This is a genomic window from Tersicoccus phoenicis, assembly GCF_001968835.1.
GTDB classification, from domain to species: Bacteria; Actinomycetota; Actinomycetes; order Actinomycetales; family Micrococcaceae; genus Tersicoccus; species Tersicoccus phoenicis.
The window spans coordinates 22,517-41,684 of record NZ_MRDE01000076.1 but is presented as its reverse complement, the minus strand read 5'-3'; the positions used below and the strand labels follow the sequence as shown (position 1 = coordinate 41,684).

The following is a 19,168-nucleotide window of genomic DNA, read 5'->3' as shown; positions in this document are numbered from 1 at the left end:
GACGGCACCGAGGGTCCCGGGGTGATGGCTCGGTCGCCGGTGACCTCGGCCTTCGGGCGTTACTGGACGGCGGAGGCCGTCTCTGGTTTCGGAACCTATGTCACACTGCTCGCACTTCAGACGCTCGTCATCGTCCAGCTGCACGGGAGCGCGCTCGATGTCGGCTGGTTGAATGCCGCCCGGTGGTTGCCCTGGCTGATGTTCGGTCTCGTCGTCGGGGTGCTGATGGACCGACTCAGACGCCGTCCGGTTCTGGTTCTGGCGCACGTCACTCAGGCCGTGGCACTCGCCTTCATCCCGATCTGCTGGGCTGTTGGACTGCTGACCATGCCCGTGCTGTTGCTCCTGGTGCTGCTCTGGGGTGGGGGCTCGCTGGTCAACGCGTCGGCATCGATGGCGTTCCTTCCGCGTCTGGTGACTCGTGACCGGTTACAGCTGGCGCACGCCCGGCTGGACGGTGCCGACGCCGTCGCTCAGAACGCGGGACCCGCCGTCGGCGGTGCGCTGGCCACCGTCATCGGGGCGCCAGCGACGGTGCTGGTCGCGTTGTGCACCCACGTGTTGGCCGCGGCGACGACGGCCTCGATCCGCATCGATGAGCCGGTACCGTCCGTACCGTCACGGCGGGCATTCGGGCGGGAAATCTCCGAGGGGCTGCGGTGGATCTACCGCAGTCGCGAACTCCGGCCCGTAGCTGTCGGCACGCACGTCTGGTTCGCGGGGCAGGCGGTGCTCGGGACCGCACTCGCGACGTGGGCTCTCGACCAGCTCCAGCTGATGCCGTTCCAGTTCGGCCTTGCCGTCTCCGGCGCCGGCCTCGGTGCCGTCGTCGGCGCCGTTCTGTCCACTGCGGTCGGACGCCGGATCGGGGCCGGACGGGCGGTGATCGGCGCCCATGTGGTCAGCGTCGTCGGCGTCATTCTCATGGTGACGGCGGTAGTCGGCACGGGCTGGGCCAGTTGGGTCCTTCTCGCCCTGGGCCAAGGTGCCCACGGCTTCGCGATGGGGTTGAGCACTTCCCACGAGATGTCCTACCGACAGGCGATGACGCCCGACGCGCTGCAGGGCAGGACCAACACGACCCTGCGCTCGTTCAACCGTGCGGTCGTGGTGGTGGTCGCCCCGCTCGGTGGGCTACTGGCGGTCGGTGCGGGTCTTGCTACCGCGCTGATCGTGGCGGCGGCGCTCTTTGTGGGCGCCGCGCTACTGCTGGCACTCTCGCCGTTCCGTCGGGTCCGGTCCGTCGGCTGAGCACCGGTCGGCTTGGACAACCGCGGCGGCTCCCGTGGTCAGCGGCCCGGGTTCATCCGCTCGATCGTCGTCGACAGCGCGGTCGCGAATATGCACCATGCTGCATACGGCATCAATGCCACGCCGTAGCCGGGGCGGACGCGGCCTGCGCGCCGCGCCAGGTCGGCGCTGCTGATCGCCAGCGCTCCGGCGACGACGGTGGCGCCCTTCAGGTCGTGCTGCTTGAAGAAGACCCAGGACCAGCTCGCGTTCAGCGTCAGGTTCACCAGCAGCGCCCGGCCGAAGCCACGGCCGGGACGGCGTCGAACCGGGCTCGGCACCGGTCCGGGCGCTTCGGCCGGTGGTTCGACGACGGCTCGACGGCGGGCCCGGGCGGTCAGCACGCCCGCCGACGTCAGGGCGATGCTCGCGTACAGGGTCGTCCAGGCGATGGGGAACGCCGCGGGCGGGGGTTGAAAGGCCGGTTTGCGCAGGGCCGCATACCAACGGCTCTGCACGTCCGCGGACGCCAGCGAGCCGACGACGGCGGTGACCGCGGTGAGCGCGCCGGTGACGGCGAGATTCCTCGGGAACGACATGGGGACCTCCGGATGGATGGGAGAGTGGGTCACCGTTCGAGGCAGGTGCACACGCAGGCGCGGTTGCCCTCCGGGTCGGCCAGAACGGTGAAGGACGGTGCCGAGGAGTCGTCCACGACCCGGCCACCGGCGGCCACGGCCGCGGCGATCCGGTCGTCGGCGACGTCGTGCGGGACCCACACGTCGAAATGGAACCGCTGCCGCGGTGTCTCGTGCGGCTCGGTGTGCTGGAGCCAGACCAAGGGGACCTGGCCGGTCCGGTCGATGACGTCGTCGCCGTGCACGTTGTCCGCCGAACCGGTCAGCAGCGCCGCCCAGAACGGCCCGAGCTCGGCCACGCGGGCGGTGTCCAGCGCCAGTTCCACCATCACCAACCGCTGCGGGGTCGCGTCGACGCCGAGGTCGGCGGCAATGCGGCTGATCCGCCGGGCGAGGTCCACGTCACGCTGGGTCACCCCACCGGCGTCGTGACTGAGCAGCCGGAACTCGACCGAGCCGTGTCGCAGCGCGATGTCCGGGTGGTGGTTCGCCGTCTCGGCCGCTGCGGCCGCGGCGTCCACCAGGGCTAGCCCCGTGCGGAAGTCCCCGGTCCGGTAGCGGGCGTGCAGTCCCTGGGCGAGCCGTCGCCAGTCGGTCAGTGACGCGTCGAGGATCTGGTCGACGGTGAGGGTCTCCATGCCGTCATCGTGGCAGGAATCCTCGTTCGGGAACAGGGCGCACGGCCAGTTCCGGTCCCGCCATCGGCGACGTCGTCCGGGTGCATCTGCTGTGCCGGGCACCTGAAGTTCGTTTCAGCTCGCCGTCAGCCAACGACGTCGTTCTTCTTCTGCCAGGGCCAGCGACCCGTGATCTCCAGCTCGAGCGAGAAGCTGAGGAAGGTGCGGATGACGACGATCAGGGCCAGGACGGTAACCGACTGGAGCGACGGAGTGATCGCTACGGTGCGGACGATGTCCGCACCGACGAGCAGTTCGAGGCCCAGGAGGATGGACCGGCCCAACTGCTGGCGGAAGCGCGGGTAGACGTCGACGCGGGTTCGGCTCAGCAGCCGGCGAGCGGCAGCGATGGTGGCGACCGCGGCGCCGATCAGGATGACCGCTACCCCCGCCCCGTCCAGGATCTTGCCGGCGATCTCCATGATCATGGTGAATGTCATCAGGGCGTCCTTGCTGGTTGGTTGGGGATCTCGTCGTTCATTGTCGGCACCACCGGCAACGCCGTCGTTGTGGGGATCCGGCCCGGTCTGACGTCAGCCCCGGCGGCGTCGCCTCCGCACCAACAGGACGGCGGGGACGGATGCCAGGGCGGCGAGAAGCAGGACCGGCATCCCGTTGATGACCCCGAGGCCGCCGAAGCTGTTGATGGAGGCGATGGAGCCCACCGATCCGATGGAGGCGATCGAGCCGGTCGACCCGACGGAGCCGATGGAGCCCACGGAGCCGACCGAGCCCACCGATCCGACGGAGCCCACCGATCCGACCGAGCCCACCGATCCGATCGATCCGACCGAGGCGATGGAGCGGACCGAGCCCAGCGAGGCGAGGGATTTGGCCGAGGCGCGCATGGTCATGGTTCCATCTTGCCCGTGCTGTCGGCCGGGCGCCTCCGCGATCTCCCCTGAGCACCTCTACCGGCTGAGCCGGCGGGCGAGGAGTGCGGCGCCGAGGGCGAGAGTGGACCACACTGCCATCGAGAGCGCCATCGGGACGGCCGTGTGCTGGCCGGCGATGCCCGTCAGCGGGCTCACCAGACCACCGAGCACGAACTGCAGCAGCCCCAGCACCGCGGCCCCGGCGCCGGCGAGGCCGGGCACGCGTCCCTGCGCGAGGGCGACCGCGTTGCCCATGATGAAACCGACGGCCGTCTGCCCGAGGAGGAACTGGAGCAGCGTCGTCCAGCCGGTCACCCCGCTGAGGATGAGGGCGAGGCCGACGACGTTGGTCGCGCACAGGACGACCACCGCGATCCGCAGGATGGCGGCCGGCTCCACCCGGTCCACGAGGCGCACGTTGACCAGGCCTCCGGCGATGGCGCCGCACGCGTTGACGGCGAACGCGACGGAGTAGGCCAGCGCGGAGAGTCCGAGCACGTTCTGAATCACGAACGAGGACGCGGAGATGTAGGAGAACAGCGAGCCGAAGGTGAACGCGAAGCAGAGGGCGTACGCCATGAACGAGCCGTTCCGCAGCACCCGGGCGGAGAGGCCGAGCACCCCCCGCAACGCGGGATGACGGGCGTGCACCGGCAGCGTCTCGGGCACCACCAGCACCGAGCACAGCAGCATCAGCAGCCCGAATCCGGTCAGCGTCCAGAACACCACCTGCCAGCGCGCCACCGTCGCGATCACCCCGCCGATCAGCGGCGCGACGACGGGCGCGACCGAGGTGATGGTGGCCAGGATCGAATACAGTCTGGCGGCCTGCCGACCGGTGGAGATGTCCGCGACGACGGCGCGGGCGACGACGACGCCGGCGGCTCCGGCCACCCCCTGTAGCGTCCGCAGTGCCATCACCGTCTCGATGGTCGGTGCAACGACGATCAGCAACGAGCAGACGAGGAACAGGACGTTGCCGGCGACCAGCAGGCGGTGGCGGCCCAGCACATCGGAGACCGGCCCGATGACGAACTGCCCGAGGGCCATGCCGATCATGTAGGTCGTGAGGGTCAGCTGAACCGCGGACGCCGATGTGTCGAACCACGCGCTGATGGCCGGCATCGACGCCAGGTAGATGTCCGTGGCCATGGGGCTGACCGCGCTCAGGATGCCGAGCGCGCCGATCAGGACAACCCGGTCCTTCCCACCAGTCAGGCGCAGGCGGGACCGGACGGGCTCGTCGGGGGTTGGGGTGGCCATCGAATCCTTCGGACAGGCGAATCCTTCGGGCAGAACATATCCGTGGTGGGGGTCGGATGCGGGCATCCTGCGCGTACTCCGCGGTTGCCGCGGTTGTGCGGGCCGGCACCTCGGCCTCGGCCGCTGCCGGCAGACCCCCGGCACCCATCATTTCGCGGTGAGGGGCATCCCTTGGCCGGTGGTCCGGGGGTGAACTCCCGCAGCCGGCGTCCGTCTTGGGCGGTGGCGGTGCGGTATGCCCCGCTGGTTCAGCTCGCCGACAGGACGGTGACCGGTTCGCTGCCGGCGGCATCATCGGGATCAGCGGCATCAGCGGCCTGGGCGGCCTGGGCCAGACCTGCGGCGCTCACCGTCCCGGGCGGGTCGATCGTCCCAGCCCGCTCAACCGTCCTGACCGTACCGGCCGTCCCGGCCGGACTGACGATGCCGGTGCCGGGGATGGGTGGTGCGGTGGAGGTGTAGGTGTGTCCGGTGGGGGTCGTGGTCACCACCGTGTGTCGTGGCCCCTCGACGGGCACGGCGGCCCAGCCGGGGGCTTCCTTGGCGTGGTTGCACCGTTCGCACAGGCCCTGACCGTTCACCTCGCTGGTGGCCCCACCGGCGGCGTGGGCGTGCACGTGGTCCACGTGCCGGATCGGTGCGTCACACCACGGGGTCCGGCAGGTCCGGTCCCGGACCTGGATGAACCGGCGCAACCCCTCGGGCATCAACCGGGCCCGCGAGTCCATCCCCACCAGTTGCCCGGTGTCCGGGGCCAGGAACAAGCGACGGACGAACACGTCGGTCCGGCCATCGACCAGCTCCCGCGCCCAGGGGGCCGGGACCATCCCGTACCCGGCCAGATACGCCGGCTCCCCGCCCCCGGCCAGCAACGCCCGATCCGTGATCACCACCTGCAACTCCACCCGCGCCCGCTTAGCGGCTCGACGATCATTGGGGCGCGCTTCGCCGTGCGCGTCCTCAGAGGGTGCCCCATCGCGCGGCGGGCCGCCACGCGGCGTTTCACCACCGGCCGGACCGGGCCAGGACGGGCCCGGCAGCGTGCGCCGCGGCTGCCCGATCCGTACCTGCCCGCCGGTCGCCTGACCGGTCGCCTGCCCGCCGGGTGCGTGCTTGCCCGCCTGCCCGCCGGTCGCCTGCTCGGGTGCCTGCCCGTTCGGCTCTTCGTTCGGCTCCATGCCGGCCTGGGCCCGGCGGGCGGTGACCGGGGGGTGGCCGGTGACCCGGGCCGTCAGGGTGTCGGCCATGATCTGCCCCCGACCACGCCCGTCCCCCCGACTGGTCAACGTGTCCGCCTCCCGGGACAGGGCCGCGTACACGGCCACCCCGTCAGCGACCGGCAACAACCCGGTCAAATACGTCATCGTGTCCGGCGCCGGCCGGCACGTGACATGCCGGTCCCCCTCCGCCCGCCGCGCCCGGGCGGTCACCGCGGCCGGGTCGATGCGGTACGAGATCCTCCGCGCCGCGGCCACCAGGGCCTGATCCCCCAGACCGTCGACCCCGCCGGTGTCCGCGCTCAACGCCGCGTCCACCGCACGCCGGTCCGCCGCCTCACCCAGGTACACCGTCTCCCGGGCGATCAACGTCGCCCGCCACTCACTCAACGTCCCCGCACTCATCGCCGCCAACGTGTGCGGCAGATCCGCCACCAGCAAGTGCGCCAACCCCAGATACCGGCCACCCCGGGCCGGGGACTCCCGCCGCGCCAACGCCACCTGCGCCCCCACCCCCGCACCCCGCTGCCCCGCCGGCACCCCCACCGCCGCCTGCGCGGCCCGCTGCACCACCTCGAACTGCACCGTCGCCCGCACCTGCGCCGCCGAAGCCGCCGTCTTCAACTCCTCCAGAGCACGGATCCGATCGATCAACTCCGCACCCACCCCCGACACCACACCACCGGGAACACCACCGGAGGGGACAGCGCTGCCACCCAAGCCGCCAGTGAGAGCCGGAACACCCGAACCTGCAGTACCGGCAGCCGGATCGCCGGAAGCTGGAGTACCGGGGTCAGGAGCGCGCTCACTGGTCACGGATAGCGAACCCGTCGGGCGCCCGGATCGACCCGGCCCAGCGACAGAACCAGTGGTAGGGCCGGGAACAGCGACGGGGAGGGAGGCGAGGCCGGCCAGCGCGCGGATCCAGGACGCGATCATCGCCGGTTGCACGGTGTCATCCCGCTGCACGGCGACATCCGGTTGCGGGTGCCCGCCCCGGGTGGCTGGTTCGTCGGATACCTCGTCCATGAACCCACTTTACTCGAACATATGTTCGAATACAAGAGTTGGCCGCGAACGTTCGGGAAGCTGCCGGACCGACGTCAGCCCGCGGTCCGCAAGCGAGTTGCTGCCCGACGGGCAATGGCCCCTGCGGCGCGCCCAGAGCAGAGCCTCAGAACGGGGAACGGACCGTCACCGGGCGACATCCGTCGGCGACCGATCGTGACCGGCTCAGGCGGGGACGCGCTCGTCGACCCGGCCGCCGTTGCGCACCGTCAGGGCGAGCAGCAGCGCGACGACGGCGAAGACCGCCAGCAGCGTCAGGCCCACGAAGTAGCTGTTGTGCTCGGCGTTGTAGGTCGCGCCCATCACCAGCGGCGGGAAGTACCCGCCGAGGCCACCGGCCGCGGCGATGATGCCGCCGATGGTGCCGACATCCTTGGCCGGAGCGGCGCGGCTCACCCACGCGAACACGCCGCCGGTGCCCAGGCCGAGGAACACCGCCATCGCGAGGAAGGTGGAACCGTAGGCCACCTCGTCGATCGGCTGGAACGCGACCACCATGGCCAGCACCACCGTGCCGGCGTAGGAGACCAGGCTGACGATCTTCGGGCCGATCCGGTCCGCGATGACGCCACCGATCGGCCGCGCGACGACGGCGGCCACGGCGAATCCGGCGGTGCGGGTCCCGGCCGCGGCGGCGTCGAAGGCGTACACGGTGTTCAGGTAGGTCGGCAGGTAGTTGGAGAAGGCGACGAACGCGCCGAACACCACGCCGTAGAGGAAGCACAGTTGCCAGGTGACCTTGAGGGTGAAGGCGTGCCGGATCTTCGGCAGCATCGGCTGCGGGACGACGCCGGCCCGCACCGGGGACTCCCGCAGCCCGAGCCAGGTCACGACGGCCATCACGGCGACGACGACGGCGATGATGACGTGCGCGGGCAGGTACCCGACGCCGGCCACGAGCCGGGGCGTGAAGAACGCCGACACCGCGGTGCCCACCATGCCGGCACCGAAGACGCCCGTGGCGAACCCCTTGCGGCTGGCCTCGTACCAGGCGGAGCAGAAGGGGATGCCGATGGCGAAGACGGTGCCGGCGATGCCGAGGAAGAACGCCACGATGAGCAGTACCGCGACGTTGTTCAGCTGACCGGCCAGCCCGGTGAGCAGGACCAGCGGCGCGGTGATGCCGAGGATCACCGTGAACATCACCCGTCCGCCGTACCGGTCGGTCAGGGCGCCGACCGGTACCCGGGCGATGGAGCCGACGAAGATCGGCATGGCGACGAGCAACGCGGTCTCCGACGAGCTCAGGTCCATCTGCTGGGCGTACCGCTTGGACAGGGGTCCGACGACGGTCCAGGCCCAGAAGCCGACGGTGGAGGCGACGGTGGCCAGGATCAGGTTCCGCAACTGCCCGGACCGCAGATCCGGTCCGGTCGGCCGGTCGACGTGCGCCTGCTCTGCTGACGACACGATGTCCTCCCTCGGGACGGTGCTCGGGACGGTGCGGTCGGGACGGTGCGGGCGGGACGGTGCTCGGTGGTGGTGTTCGGACGGTGCGCGGTGGCGGTCGGCGGGTTGGTGGCGGGGACGGTGTGTCAGCGGCGGTCGGCGGGACGGCTGCCGCTCCGGGCCGGCGTCCGACCCCCGGAGCGGCGACTCGCGCGCCCGCCCGGCCGGTCCCGGTCCGGGGTGCCGATCGGATCCCAGCCGCGCCGGGTCGGGACGGAGCCGGGGGTGCGGCCGTCCCGGCTGCGGTAGACGATGTAGGGCCGGAAGAAGTAGTGCAACGGTGCCGTGAACGCGTGCACCAGACGGGTGAACGGCCAGATCGCGAACAGCACCATCGCGACCAAGGCGTGCACCTTGAAGGACGGGCCGGCGGCGGTCATCGCCGCGACGTCCGGTTGCAGGATCCAGATGGACCGGAACCACGGGGAGACGGTCTCCCGGTAGTTGGGCACGGTGGGGTCGAACACGGAGATGACGGTGGTGGCCAGCCCGGCCAGGATCGCCCCGACGAGCATCACGTACATGACCTTGTCGTTCCTGGTGGTGGCCATGAACACCGGGCCCGTGGTGCGCCGGCGGTAGATCAACATCACGATCCCGGCCAGGGTGCACACCCCCGCGATCGTGCCGATGGTCAACGCCATCAGGTGATACAGGTTCTCCCCCACCCCGGCCGCCGTCATCCACGACTGCGGGATGATCAGACCCATCACGTGCCCGGCGAGGACGGCGAGGATCCCGAAGTGGAACAGCGGCGAGGCGATCCGCAGCATCCTCGACTCGTACAGCTGGGAGGAACGCGTCGTCCAGCCGAACTGGTCGTACTTGTAGCGCCAGATGGACCCGCCGATCACCAGCGCCAGGACCACATAGGGCAGCACCCCCCACAACAGGATGCCGACGACGGTGATCGGCACCTCCTGGGCGGGTGTGGCCAGCGGGACCGGGAGCAGGGCGGCAGCGGTCGCGTTCATGCGCTGTTCCTCTCGCTGACGGGCAGCAGACGGGGATCGTAGGGGTCCAGGCCCACGCTCTCGGACGGCGGACCGTAGCCGGCCATCCGCATCACGGCGTCCCGGTCCTGCGGGGAGACGCCGGGCAAGGTGGAGCAGACGAGGGCGACGACGCCGCGGTGGGGCAGACCGTCGTCGAGCAGGGCCAGCCGCAGCAGTTCCAGCGACGGGCGGTACCGCTGCAGCAGCTCGCACCCGTCCGCCGGCGAGACGCGGGCCGCGAACTCCAGCACGACCGGCAGGTAGTCGGGTAGTTCGCCGTCGTCCAGCTCCGCGCCGTGGGAGCGGTAGATCTCCTTGAACGCGGCGAGCGCCTCACCGCGGCGGCGGGTGTCCCCGTCCGTCCAGTACGTCAGGTGCAGGCTGTGCCGCCGGGACAGGTCGAACTCCTGCACGTAGTCCTCCTGCACCGCCGTCAGCGGTCGCGCGGTCAGCCACGTGCCCAGCTCGGCCACCTGCTCGGCGTCCGCCCCCACCTCGGTCAGGGCGGAGCGCAGCATCGGCAGGGCGGCGAGCAGGTCCTCGTCCGGGTAGCTGAGCAGGACGGCGGCCGCCTGCCGGACGACGGCGCTGCGCCGCGGGTGCGGGTCGTCGACGGCGGGAACGTCGAGGGTTCCCCTCGCCGCCTTGCCGAGCAGCTTCTCGAGCAGGCTCACGTGTTCCTCCCGCTCGTCCCGCTCGGCGGGAACAGGCCCTCCGGGTGGCCGCGGCCGTCCCAGTTGAGCAGGTTGACCCGGCCACCGAGCGCGTCGTTGCCCGTCGGGTCCTCCCCGCGCTGCCGGGTGGCCAGGGCCGCGAAGTTCTCGACGGCGACCGGGGTCGGCCGGCCGGAGGCCTCGCCGAACACCCCGGTCTGCCCACCCATCCCCGGACCACCCTCGACGTCGAGGGAGCAGCCGATCTCCTCAAGGTTGTGCGCGTCCTCCAGGTGGGCGGACGGGATGACGTACCGCTCGTCGTACTTGGCCAGCGCCATCAGCCGGTACATTGCCTTGATCTGCCCCCCGGTCATGCCGACGGCCGCGGCGATCGATTCGTCCGGTTCGCCGCCGAGCGCGATGTCGCGCATGTAGGAGCGCATGGCCGCGAGTCTGCGCAGCACGTCGGTGACGAGGTCCGTGTCCCCGGCGGTGAACAACTCGGCCAGGTACTCGACCGGGATCCGCAGCGCCTCGATCGCACCGAAGAGGTTGCCCGGGTCCTCTCCGTCGTGGCCCTGGCCCTGGAGCAGATCCACGATCGGCGAGAGCGGCGGCACGTACCAGACCATCGGCATCGTGCGGTACTCCGGGTGCAGCGGCAGCGCCACCCGCAGCTCCTTGGCCAGCATGTACACGGGGGAGCGCCGCGCCGCGTCCAGCCAGTCCTCGGGGATGTCGTTCGCGCGGGCCGCGGCGACCACCGCAGGGTCGAACGGGTCCAGCATCAGGTCCAGCTGCGCCTCGTAGAGGTCCTGCTCGTTCGGGGTGGCGGCGGCCGCGGTGACCCGGTCGGCGTCGTACAGGAACACCCCGATGTACCGCAGCCGGCCCACGCAGGTCTCCGCGCACACCGTCGGGATGCCCACCTCGATGCGCGGGTAGCAGAAGGTGCACTTCTCGGCCTTGCCCGACTTGTGGTTGTAGTACATCTTCTTGTACGGGCAACCGGTGACGCACTGTCGCCAGCCGCGGCAGCGGTCCTGATCCACCAGCACGATGCCGTCCTCGGTCCGCTTGTAGATCGCCCCGGACGGGCACGCCGCCATGCAGGAGGGGTTCAGGCAGTGCTCGCAGATCCGCGGCAGGTAGAACGCGAAGGTCTTCTCGAACTCGAACTTGATCCTGTCCTCGGACTCCCGGCGGACCTTCTCGACGATCGGGTCCAGGTGCCCCATCTCCGGGGCGCCACCGAGGTTGTCGTCCCAGTTGGCCGACCAGCGGATCTTCATGTCCTCGCCCGTGATCAGCGACTTCGGCCGGGCCACCGGGAAGTCGTCGCTCAGGGGGGCGTTGATCAGGTTCTCGTAGTCGTAGGTCCACGGCTCGTAGTAGTCGTCGAGCTCGGGCTGGACCGGGCTGGCGAACAGGCCCAGCATCTTCTTCACCCGGCCACCGGACTTCAGTTTGAGGTTGCCGCGCCGGTTCAGCTCCCACCCCCCGCGCCAGCGGTCCTGGTCCTCGTACCGGCGGGGGTACCCCTGGCCGGGGCGGGTCTCGACGTTGTTGAACCACACGTACTCGGTGCCGGCCCGGTTGGTCCAGGCCTGTTTGCACGTCACCGAGCAGGTGTGGCAACCGATGCACTTGTCGAGGGCCATCACCATGGCGACCTGAGCCATCACCCGCATCAGTACTGCACCTCCTGGGAGCGTTTGCGCACCACCGAGACGATGTCCCGCTGGTTGCCCGTGGGGCCGAGGTAGTTGAACGCCCACGACAACTGCGCGTAGCCGCCGATCAGATGCGTGGGTTTGACCAGGATCCGGGTGACCGAGTTGTGGATGCCGCCGCGCCGGCCGGTGGTCTCGGACCTGGGCACGTCGATCAGCCGCTCCTGCGCGTGGTGGACGTAGACCACGCCCGCGGGCATCCGGTGGCTGACGATGGCGCGGCCGACGTAGACGCCGTTGGTGTTCACGCACTCGACCCAGTCGTTGTCCGCGACCTCGATCAGTTCCGCGTCCAGCGGGCTCATCCACACCGTGGTCCCGCCGCGGGCGAGGGAGAGCATCAGCAGGTTGTCCTGGTACTCGGAGTGGATGGACCACTTGTTGTGCGGGGTCAGGTAGCGCACCGCGATGGACAGTTCGCCGCGCTCGCCGAGCTTCGGCTCCCCGAACAGTCGGTGCATGTCCAGCGGGGGCCGGTAGATCGGCAGGGCCTCCCCCATGTCCAGCATCCAGTCGTGGTCCAGGTAGAAGTGCATCCGGCCGGTGAGGGTGTGGAAGGGCTTGAGCCGTTCGATGTTGACCGTGAAGGGGGCGTACCGCCGGCCACCGGTCTCCGAGCCGGACCACTCGGGGGAGGTGATCACCGGCACCGGTCCGGCCTGCGTGTCGGCGAAGGTGATGCGCTTCTCCTCGGACCCGCTGGCCAGGTCCACCAGGGGGACGCCGGTGCGCTGCTCGAGCTTCTCGAAACCCTGGACGGCCAGCCTGCCGTTCGTGGTGCCGGAGAAGGCGAGGATCGCCTCGGCCATCCGCGCGTCCGTGTCGATCGCGGGGCGGCCGGCGGCGGCGCCGGAGTCGAACACCCCGTGCCGCCGGGCCAGCAGATCCACCTCGGCCGTGACGTCGTACGTGACGTGCTTGGTGGTCAGGCCGAGCGTGTCGGCCAGCGGACCCACCGCCGCGAACTTGTCCGCGATCGCCGTGTAGTCGCGTTCGACGACGGCGAGGTTGGGCAGGTTCTTCCCGGGCACCGCGGGCAGGTCGGTGCCCTTCCAGTCGGGCGCGTGCCCGCCCGGCTGGGCGATCTCCCCGGGGGTGTCGTGCGTCAGGGCGGTCGCGACGACGTCCTTGCGCACCCCCAGGTGCGTGCGTGCCTGCCGGGACAGTTCCTCGGCGAGCAGCCGGAACAGCTCGTAGTCGGTCTTCGTCTCCCACGGCGGGCTGATCGCCGGGTTGAAGGCGTGCACGTAGGGGTGCATGTCCGTGGAGGAGAGGTCGTGCTTCTCGTACCAGGTGGCGGCGGGCAGGACCACGTCCGAGAGCAGGGTGGAACTGGTCATCCGGAAGTCGGCCGAGACCAGCAGGTCCAGCTTGCCCTCGGGTGCCTGGTCGTGCCAGACGACGTCGCGCGGCCGGGCGTCGTCGTGGTCGGCGCCCAGCACGCTGTGGCTGGTGCCGAGCAGGTGCTTGAGGAAGTACTCCTCGCCCTTCGCCGAGGAGCCCAGCAGGTTGGAGCGCCACAGCACGAGGGTGCGCGGCCAGTTCTGCGGCGCGTCCACGTCCTCGACGGAGAACCGCAGGTCCTCCGCCTTGAGCCGGTCCGCGACCCACCGGGCCTCGTCGGCCGCTTCCCCCCGCGCGACGGCGGCGGCGGCGGCGTCCGCCACGTCCAGGGAGTTCCGGTCGAACTGCGGGTAGAACGGCATCCAGCCGAGCCGGGTGGACGTGGCGATGAGGTCGGCGGTGTGTCGGTCCTTCAGGTGCCCGGCCGCCAGCGGCGACTGCAGCGCGTCCCCCGAGTACCCGTCGGAGCGGAACTGGTCGGTGTGCAGGTACCAGAACGCGGTGCCGATCATGAAGCGCGGCGGCCGGGACCAGTCCCCGGCCGAGGCCATGGTGGACCAGCCGGTCAGCGGCCGGGTCTTCTCCTGGCCCACGTAGTGCGCCCAGCCGCCGCCGTTGCGGCCCTGGCAGCCGCACAGCATCAGCATCGCCAGGATCGCCCGGTACGTGACGTCCCCGTGGTACCACTGGCAGATGCCGGCGCCGAGGATGATCATCGACCGGCCGCCCGAGTCCTCCGCGTTGGCCGCGAACTCCCGGGCGATGCGGGCGACGGCCTGAGCCGGCACGGAGGTGATCTCCTCCTGCCAGGCCGGGGTGTAGGGGGTGGCGACGTCGTCGTACCCGGTCGCCCAGTCCCCCGGCAACCCGGACCGGCCCACCCCGTACTGGGCGAGCATCAGGTCGAACACGGTGGTGACCTGCCGGCCCGCGACCTCGACGACGGGCACACCGCGGCGCAGCACCGACCCGTCCCCGGTGGCCTCCGTGAACGCGGGCAGCGCGACGTCGCTGGTGGCCTGCGTGTACCCCGCCGCGTCCGCGGCGGAGAGCGCCGGCCGCACGCCCTGCAGGTCCAGGTTCCAGCTGCCGGCGTCCTGGTCGTTGTAGCGGAACCCCATCGACCCGTTGGGGACGACGGCGGCGCCGGTGTCCCGGTCCAGCAGGACCGTCTTGAACGCGGCGTCCGCGGCGTCGGCGCTGGTGCCCCCCAGATCGGCCGCGGTGAGGAACTTGCCCGGCACCACGGTGCCGTCGTCCCGGGTGTCCAGCGCCACCAGCATCGGCAGGTCCGTGTACTGGAGCACGTAGTCCTCGAAGAACGGGACCCGCCGGTCCACGAAGTTCTCCTTCAGGATCACGTGCCCCATCGCCATCGCCATCGCCGCGTCCGTACCGGCCTGGGCGGGCAGCCATTCGTCGGCGAACTTGGTGTTGTCGGCGTAGTCCGGGCTGACCGAGACGACCTTGGTGCCCCGGTACCGGGCCTCGACCATCCAGTGCGCGTCCGGGGTGCGGGTGACGGGGATGTTGGAGCCCCACATCATCAGGTAGGTGGCGTCCCACCAGTCACCGGACTCGGGGACGTCGGTCTGGTCGCCGAACACCTGGGGACTGGCGACCGGCAGGTCGGCGTACCAGTCGTAGAAGCTGTTCATCACCCCGCCGATGAGGTTGATGAACCGGGCCCCCGCCGCGTGGGAGACCATCGACATGGCCGGGATGGGGGAGAAACCGGTGCAGCGGTCCGGGCCGTACGTCTTGATGGTGTGCACGTGGGCGGCGGCGGACAGCTCGATGGCCTCCTGCCAGCTGGCCCGCACCAGGCCGCCCTTGCCGCGGGCCTGCTGATACGTCCGTCGCTTCCGGGGGTCGTTCACCACCCGGGCCCACGCGAGCACCGGGTCACCGCCCACGTCCCGTATCGCCTCCCGGTAGAGGTCCAGCAGCACGCCACGGATGTAGGGGTAGCGCACCCGGGTGGGGGAGTAGGTGTACCAGGAGAAGGCGGCACCGCGGGGACACCCCCGCGGCTCGTACTCCGGCCGGTCCGGGCCGACCGACGGGTAGTCGGTCTCCTGCGCCTCCCAGGTGATGATGCCGTCCTTGACGTACACCTTCCACGAGCAGGAGCCGGTGCAGTTGACGCCGTGGGTGGAGCGGACCACCTTGTCGTGGCTCCAGCGGTTGCGGTAGAACGCGTCTCCCGCCCGGCCACCTTCACGGAAGACCGCGCGCCCGTCGTCGGTCTCGTTCCAGCGGGAGAAGAACTTCCCGATCTTCAGCAGGGCGTCCGAGGCCGGGCCGTCGAGGCCCGGCTCAGTGGGGGATCCGGAACCGGTTTCCGTGGTGCTGGAGGCCATTAGCGAGCCCTCTCGGCGAGACGTCGGTCACTTTTTACAGTGCGTAGATCCTGCCGTCATCCTAACCGGAGAAGACCGGGTGGCAACCCTTTTTTCTCTGCCGTTCAGTCCGAGGCGCTGGCCCTCGGGATGTCGGCGATACACAGTTCCGGTCGCACGAAGGGCCGCAGGGTCGCGCGCTCCGGGTGGGCGACGCCGAGCCGGTTCAGCGCTTCGCGCCACAGGCCCAGGTGGACCGTGCAGACAATGTCCGGGTGCGCGCGCGCCACGTCCCGGAACGGGCAGGCTTCCAGGTGCAGGTGGCGAGACCGCTCGTCGTCCACCACCCGTGCTGCGAAGCCGAGGTCGGTGAAGACGTCGGCGACCCTTCTGGTGGCCGCATCCCAGGAGGGCACTGCCTGGTCCGGCAGCTGGGCGGTGGCCCAGGCCCGGCCCGCCTGCTCCGCCCCCGCGGTGCCCCGGTCCGGGTCCGCCGCCAGGGCGCCGGCGAGCATCTCGGCCAGCTGTCGGTGTCCTTCAGCCCCGTCGGAGACCGCCGCGTACAGCTGCTTCGGTCGGCCGGTGCGTCCGCGCTGGGTACCCACGCGACGCACCAGTCCGGCTCGCTCCAGGATGTCCAGGTGGGTGCGCACCGTGGTGACGTGCAGAGCGACGGTCCCGGCCAGCTCGACCACGTCCATCGGTTCACGTTGGTGGCGCAGCACCTCGAGGAGCCTGCGCCGGGAAGCGACCGCGAGAGCAGCGTGTGCGCGATCGGAGACGGTGGCGTGCATGGTCCCATCCTGCGCGTCGCCGAGTTCAGAGGTTGGCTGTCCTTGAAAGCAGGCGGTCGTTCGTTGTAGGTTCCGGCACGTGCCACGCGACATGTCGTTCCGTCCGGATCCCCTCCGACTCCTCGGTGCCGCGTGGGTGGTGGCGGGTGGTCTCGTGGCCGCGGTCACCGGTCCCCTGCGCCTGGACCACGGCTCCTGGCTGGCCGCCTACGCGGTGCTGGTTGCCGGCGTCACGCAGTACGTCTTCGGAGTCGTGCAGGGCGTGCTCGCGGTCCGGCGCCCGTCGTCCCGGGTGGTCGTGGCGGAGCTGGTGGCGTGGAATGCGGGGGCGGTCGGGGTGATCGGGGGAACCCTGGCCCGGCTGCCGCTGATCGTCGACGTCAGCGGCCTGCTCCTCGGCCTCGGCCTCGGCCTGATCATCCATGCGGTGCGCGGCACGGGCGGACCGGCGTGGGCACGGTGGACCTACCGGATCCTGCTGGTCGTGATCCTGGTCAGCATTCTGGTCGGGCTGGTCCTGGCTCAGCTACGCGCGGGGTGAGCCAACCTCCACGCGGGCGGGCCCAGCGGCGTGCCGCCGGCCCTGGCGGCCCTTCTCGCGGGCCGTTCCCGCTCGGGGTGGCGCTTGCTACCGTGAGGTCAACGCTCCGGAACCGGGAGAGGCGGGCCCATGATGCAGAAGATGTCGCTGACCGCGTTGGCACGGAATCAGCTCGAGGAGGCGCTCGCGTCATCCAGCGGCCGCAGCGGTGGGACCGTGTTCGGCGGGCACGAGCACGTGCTCCGGCAGACCGTCATCGCCCTGCGCGCCGGTGCCGAACTGAGCGAGCACAACAATCCCGGGGAGGCGACCGTGCAGGTGCTCACCGGCCGGGTGGTGCTCAGCGCCGGCGACGACCAGTGGAGCGGGTCCCGCGGGGACCTGCTGATCGTGCCGGATGCGCGACACGCGCTGACCGCGGTGGAGGACGCCGTCGTGCTGCTGACCGTCGCCAAGATCGACCGCTGACCTCACTGCGGAGGTTTCTGACGAGTCAACTCGACCCCTTGTCAGACCGTGGCGAAGGAACGGACTGGGTCTCGCAGGCCTATGCAAATCAGGTCAATTGCCTCATCGGTACCCGCTGGTGCTACACCGTGCGGACCCAGCCTGTCCGCGCGGTCACCAACAAGGCCTACGTCAGCAGCTACTACGGACGCACCGTCAACGGCGTGCTCGGTGTCAAGACCGCCTACTGCGTGGGCCCGACTCTCTGCCCATCCTGGGTGACCATGGCGCTGACTGCCTCGTTCATCGGCCCGAGGGACAGCACCAACCCGGCTGCTACTTCGGAAGAGACCCCGCTGCCCGTCGCGTCGGCCATCCCCGGTAGATCGTCGGGTGGCGGATTGGTCGTCAGCAACCCGCCGCGGGCGGCGACTTCATACGACTCCGTCTACCTCAGCTACGACGAGCTGCCCGTGGGCAGCGCCGTGGAGGCCACCACGGTGTCCAGCCAGCGGACCGCTATGCAGGCCGAAGACGCGACGGCGGAGCTGCAGTAGGTGGGCAAGTCTCTCGGGAAGCCCGGGTCAGTGCAATCAGAGAGATGGGCCGAGGCCCTTCGCCGAGCCTTCGACCGGACCAGCGCGAGCGTGCTCGACGGCGTCGCTCCGATCGAGGCGGAGCCCCTCGATGACGAGCGGATCGGGATCGTGTACCAGGACAGGGATGGCCGGACGGCCGGGCGGGTCTACCTCGTGCGTCACCTGCTCGAAGGCGATGAGCACACTGCCGACGCCACGATGACCGCGAGGGGCTTCGTCATCGGCGATCTGGTGGAACCGTCCGATCCTGGCGTTGAAGACGACGACCCACTCCTCGCACGACTGTCCAGCCGCCATCCCGGTGTCAGGTGGACTGGCAGCCTCCCCAGGTTCGGCGTATAAGGGCGCTGGCCCACCGCCATCTGCATGATCTGGGAGGGCGGTTGCATCCGGGAGGGCGGTGGCACCGGTAGCAGGTGTGTCCCGTCTCACTCGGACCGGCTCACGCGCCGGTTCCCTTCTCCCGGAGGAACCATCATGCGCAAGACCCTCACCGCCGTCGCCGTCCTCGGCCTCGGCTTCGGCACTCTCGCCTCGGCCGCTCCCGCGAACGCGGCGTCCGATGCGCGACTGTCCGTGCTGCACGCCGTGCCGGGCGTCACGGTCGACGTGTACGTCGACGGCGCGCTCACGCTCAACGACTTCACCCCCGGCACCCTCGCCGGACCCCTGCCAGTGCCCGCCGGATCCCACCAACTGGCCATCACGGCGGCGAACGCCACCAACGCCTCCTCGCCCATCATCGGCCCGGTCAAGGCCGACTTGAAGGCCGGTGGCGACTACACCGCCGTCGCGAACCTCGATGCCGGTGGGAAGCCGACCGCGAACCTGTTCGCCAACGACACCTCGATGGTGCCGGCGGGCCAGGCCCGACTGACGGTGCGGCACGTCGCCGCCGCCCCCGCGGTCGACGTCCTCGCCGGCGGCAAGGCCGTGGTGAAGGGCTTGACCAACCCGAAGGAGGCCTCGCTCGAGGTGCCCGCCGGAACGGTGTCCGCCGCGGTGGCGCTGGCCGGCACCACCAAGCCGGTGCTCGGACCCGCCGATCTGTCCCTCGGCGAGGGCACGACGACGATCGTGTACGCCTGGGGCTCGGCCGCGAAGGGTGACCTGGCCCTGGCCACCCAGACCGTGGGCGGCATGCAGCAGAACCCGAACGGGGTGCCCGCGGGCACCACCGGGGCCGCCGCCGAACCGTCTCCCGGGCTCGCGGTCGGGGCCGTCGCCGGGCTCGCCGCGGTGGCCGGCGCCCTGGTGCTGTCCCGCCGCGCCGCGCGCTCCCGGGCCTGACACCCCGGAG

At 70.7% G+C, this 19,168-nt stretch carries 18 protein-coding genes; 6 read left to right on the top strand and 12 right to left on the bottom strand.

The features are described 5' to 3' along the window. Positions 1 to 24: 24 nt before the first annotated feature. Positions 25 to 1,251: an MFS transporter gene (locus tag BKD30_RS13125; protein WP_076705274.1), complete on the top strand. Its 1,227-nt coding sequence runs from the start codon at positions 25 to 27 to the stop codon at positions 1,249 to 1,251. A 38-nt stretch (positions 1,252 to 1,289) separates the two neighbouring features. Here BKD30_RS13125 and BKD30_RS13120 read toward each other — a convergent pair whose 3' ends face one another. The 12 genes from BKD30_RS13120 to BKD30_RS13065 form a co-directional block, all read right to left on the bottom strand. After that, on the bottom strand, positions 1,290 to 1,829 hold the full coding sequence (locus BKD30_RS13120; protein ID WP_076705272.1) for a TspO/MBR family protein: 540 nt from the start codon (positions 1,827 to 1,829) through the stop codon (positions 1,290 to 1,292). Between the two features lie 29 nt (positions 1,830 to 1,858). Further along, positions 1,859 to 2,506 carry a 4a-hydroxytetrahydrobiopterin dehydratase gene (locus BKD30_RS13115; RefSeq protein WP_076705270.1) on the bottom strand — a complete coding sequence of 216 codons (648 nt, stop codon included), beginning with the start codon at positions 2,504 to 2,506 and terminating at the stop codon, positions 1,859 to 1,861. 125 nt (positions 2,507 to 2,631) lie between these two features. Beyond that, entirely contained in the window at positions 2,632 to 2,985 is a 354-nt protein-coding gene (locus BKD30_RS13110) for a DUF1622 domain-containing protein (protein WP_076705268.1), read from the bottom strand. Positions 2,986 to 3,078: 93 nt separating this feature from the next. Further along, positions 3,079 to 3,399: a hypothetical protein gene (locus tag BKD30_RS16170; RefSeq protein ID WP_083956490.1), complete on the bottom strand. Its 321-nt coding sequence runs from the start codon at positions 3,397 to 3,399 to the stop codon at positions 3,079 to 3,081. Positions 3,400 to 3,456: 57 nt separating this feature from the next. Continuing rightward, complete coding sequence (locus tag BKD30_RS13100) at positions 3,457 to 4,683, bottom strand: multidrug effflux MFS transporter (protein ID WP_083956488.1); 1,227 nt, start codon at positions 4,681 to 4,683, stop codon at positions 3,457 to 3,459. 248 nt (positions 4,684 to 4,931) lie between these two features. Continuing rightward, positions 4,932 to 6,554: an HNH endonuclease gene (locus BKD30_RS16785; protein ID WP_235861701.1), complete on the bottom strand. Its 1,623-nt coding sequence runs from the start codon at positions 6,552 to 6,554 to the stop codon at positions 4,932 to 4,934. Between the two features lie 579 nt (positions 6,555 to 7,133). Then, positions 7,134 to 8,378 (bottom strand): MFS transporter, encoded by a 1,245-nt coding sequence (locus BKD30_RS13090; RefSeq protein WP_076705264.1) that lies wholly within the window; start codon positions 8,376 to 8,378, stop codon positions 7,134 to 7,136. A gap of 125 nt (positions 8,379 to 8,503) precedes the next feature. Further along, positions 8,504 to 9,391 carry a respiratory nitrate reductase subunit gamma gene (gene narI / locus BKD30_RS13085; RefSeq protein WP_076705262.1) on the bottom strand — a complete coding sequence of 296 codons (888 nt, stop codon included), beginning with the start codon at positions 9,389 to 9,391 and terminating at the stop codon, positions 8,504 to 8,506. Further along, positions 9,388 to 10,086 carry a nitrate reductase molybdenum cofactor assembly chaperone gene (gene narJ / locus BKD30_RS13080; protein ID WP_076705260.1) on the bottom strand — a complete coding sequence of 233 codons (699 nt, stop codon included), beginning with the start codon at positions 10,084 to 10,086 and terminating at the stop codon, positions 9,388 to 9,390. Before narJ ends, narI begins: the two co-directional genes overlap by 4 nt. After that, a complete protein-coding gene (gene narH / locus BKD30_RS13075; protein WP_076705258.1) occupies positions 10,083 to 11,759 on the bottom strand; it encodes a nitrate reductase subunit beta in 1,677 nt (558 codons plus the stop codon). The genes narJ and narH overlap by 4 nt, the downstream gene beginning before the upstream one ends. Further along, complete coding sequence (locus BKD30_RS13070) at positions 11,759 to 15,508, bottom strand: nitrate reductase subunit alpha (RefSeq protein ID WP_076705256.1); 3,750 nt, start codon at positions 15,506 to 15,508, stop codon at positions 11,759 to 11,761. The genes narH and BKD30_RS13070 overlap by 1 nt, the downstream gene beginning before the upstream one ends. A 104-nt stretch (positions 15,509 to 15,612) precedes the next feature. After that, positions 15,613 to 16,281 carry a helix-turn-helix transcriptional regulator gene (locus tag BKD30_RS13065; protein WP_076705254.1) on the bottom strand — a complete coding sequence of 223 codons (669 nt, stop codon included), beginning with the start codon at positions 16,279 to 16,281 and terminating at the stop codon, positions 15,613 to 15,615. Positions 16,282 to 16,360: 79 nt separating this feature from the next. On the opposite strand from BKD30_RS13065, the gene BKD30_RS16165 reads away from it, so the two are divergent. The 5 genes from BKD30_RS16165 to BKD30_RS13040 all read left to right on the top strand — a co-directional run bounded on the left by BKD30_RS16165 (position 16,361) and on the right by BKD30_RS13040 (position 19,158). Next, entirely contained in the window at positions 16,361 to 16,822 is a 462-nt protein-coding gene (locus tag BKD30_RS16165; RefSeq protein WP_159440582.1) for a hypothetical protein, read from the top strand. Positions 16,823 to 16,954: 132 nt separating this feature from the next. Beyond that, positions 16,955 to 17,290 carry a cupin domain-containing protein gene (locus BKD30_RS13055; protein WP_076705404.1) on the top strand — a complete coding sequence of 112 codons (336 nt, stop codon included), beginning with the start codon at positions 16,955 to 16,957 and terminating at the stop codon, positions 17,288 to 17,290. A 128-nt stretch (positions 17,291 to 17,418) separates the two neighbouring features. After that, on the top strand, positions 17,419 to 17,826 hold the full coding sequence (locus BKD30_RS13050) for a hypothetical protein (RefSeq protein ID WP_076705252.1): 408 nt from the start codon (positions 17,419 to 17,421) through the stop codon (positions 17,824 to 17,826). After that, complete coding sequence (locus tag BKD30_RS13045; RefSeq protein WP_076705251.1) at positions 17,827 to 18,210, top strand: hypothetical protein; 384 nt, start codon at positions 17,827 to 17,829, stop codon at positions 18,208 to 18,210. It begins immediately after the preceding gene. A gap of 135 nt (positions 18,211 to 18,345) precedes the next feature. Then, the gene (locus BKD30_RS13040; protein WP_076705250.1) at positions 18,346 to 19,158 is read left to right on the top strand and encodes a DUF4397 domain-containing protein; all 813 of its coding nucleotides are present in this window, start codon (positions 18,346 to 18,348) and stop codon (positions 19,156 to 19,158) included. Positions 19,159 to 19,168 lie beyond the last annotated feature (10 nt).

Bases quoted from the DNA above. Each gene is read 5' to 3' on its own strand.
- BKD30_RS13065 (WP_076705254.1), bottom strand. From the start codon at position 16,281: ATGCACGCCACCGTCTCCGATCGCGCACACGCTGCTCTCGCGGTCGCT.
- BKD30_RS13070 (WP_076705256.1), bottom strand. From the start codon at position 15,508: ATGGCCTCCAGCACCACGGAAACCGGTTCCGGATCCCCCACTGAGCCG.
- BKD30_RS13115 (WP_076705270.1), bottom strand. From the start codon at position 2,506: ATGGAGACCCTCACCGTCGACCAGATCCTCGACGCGTCACTGACCGAC.
- narI (WP_076705262.1), bottom strand. From the start codon at position 9,391: ATGAACGCGACCGCTGCCGCCCTGCTCCCGGTCCCGCTGGCCACACCC.
- BKD30_RS13040 (WP_076705250.1), top strand. From the start codon at position 18,346: ATGCGCAAGACCCTCACCGCCGTCGCCGTCCTCGGCCTCGGCTTCGGC.
- BKD30_RS13125 (WP_076705274.1), top strand. From the start codon at position 25: ATGGCTCGGTCGCCGGTGACCTCGGCCTTCGGGCGTTACTGGACGGCG.
- BKD30_RS13110 (WP_076705268.1), bottom strand. From the start codon at position 2,985: ATGACATTCACCATGATCATGGAGATCGCCGGCAAGATCCTGGACGGG.
- narH (WP_076705258.1), bottom strand. From the start codon at position 11,759: ATGCGGGTGATGGCTCAGGTCGCCATGGTGATGGCCCTCGACAAGTGC.
- BKD30_RS13055 (WP_076705404.1), top strand. From the start codon at position 16,955: ATGCAGAAGATGTCGCTGACCGCGTTGGCACGGAATCAGCTCGAGGAG.
- BKD30_RS13100 (WP_083956488.1), bottom strand. From the start codon at position 4,683: ATGGCCACCCCAACCCCCGACGAGCCCGTCCGGTCCCGCCTGCGCCTG.
- BKD30_RS16170 (WP_083956490.1), bottom strand. From the start codon at position 3,399: ATGACCATGCGCGCCTCGGCCAAATCCCTCGCCTCGCTGGGCTCGGTC.
- BKD30_RS13120 (WP_076705272.1), bottom strand. From the start codon at position 1,829: ATGTCGTTCCCGAGGAATCTCGCCGTCACCGGCGCGCTCACCGCGGTC.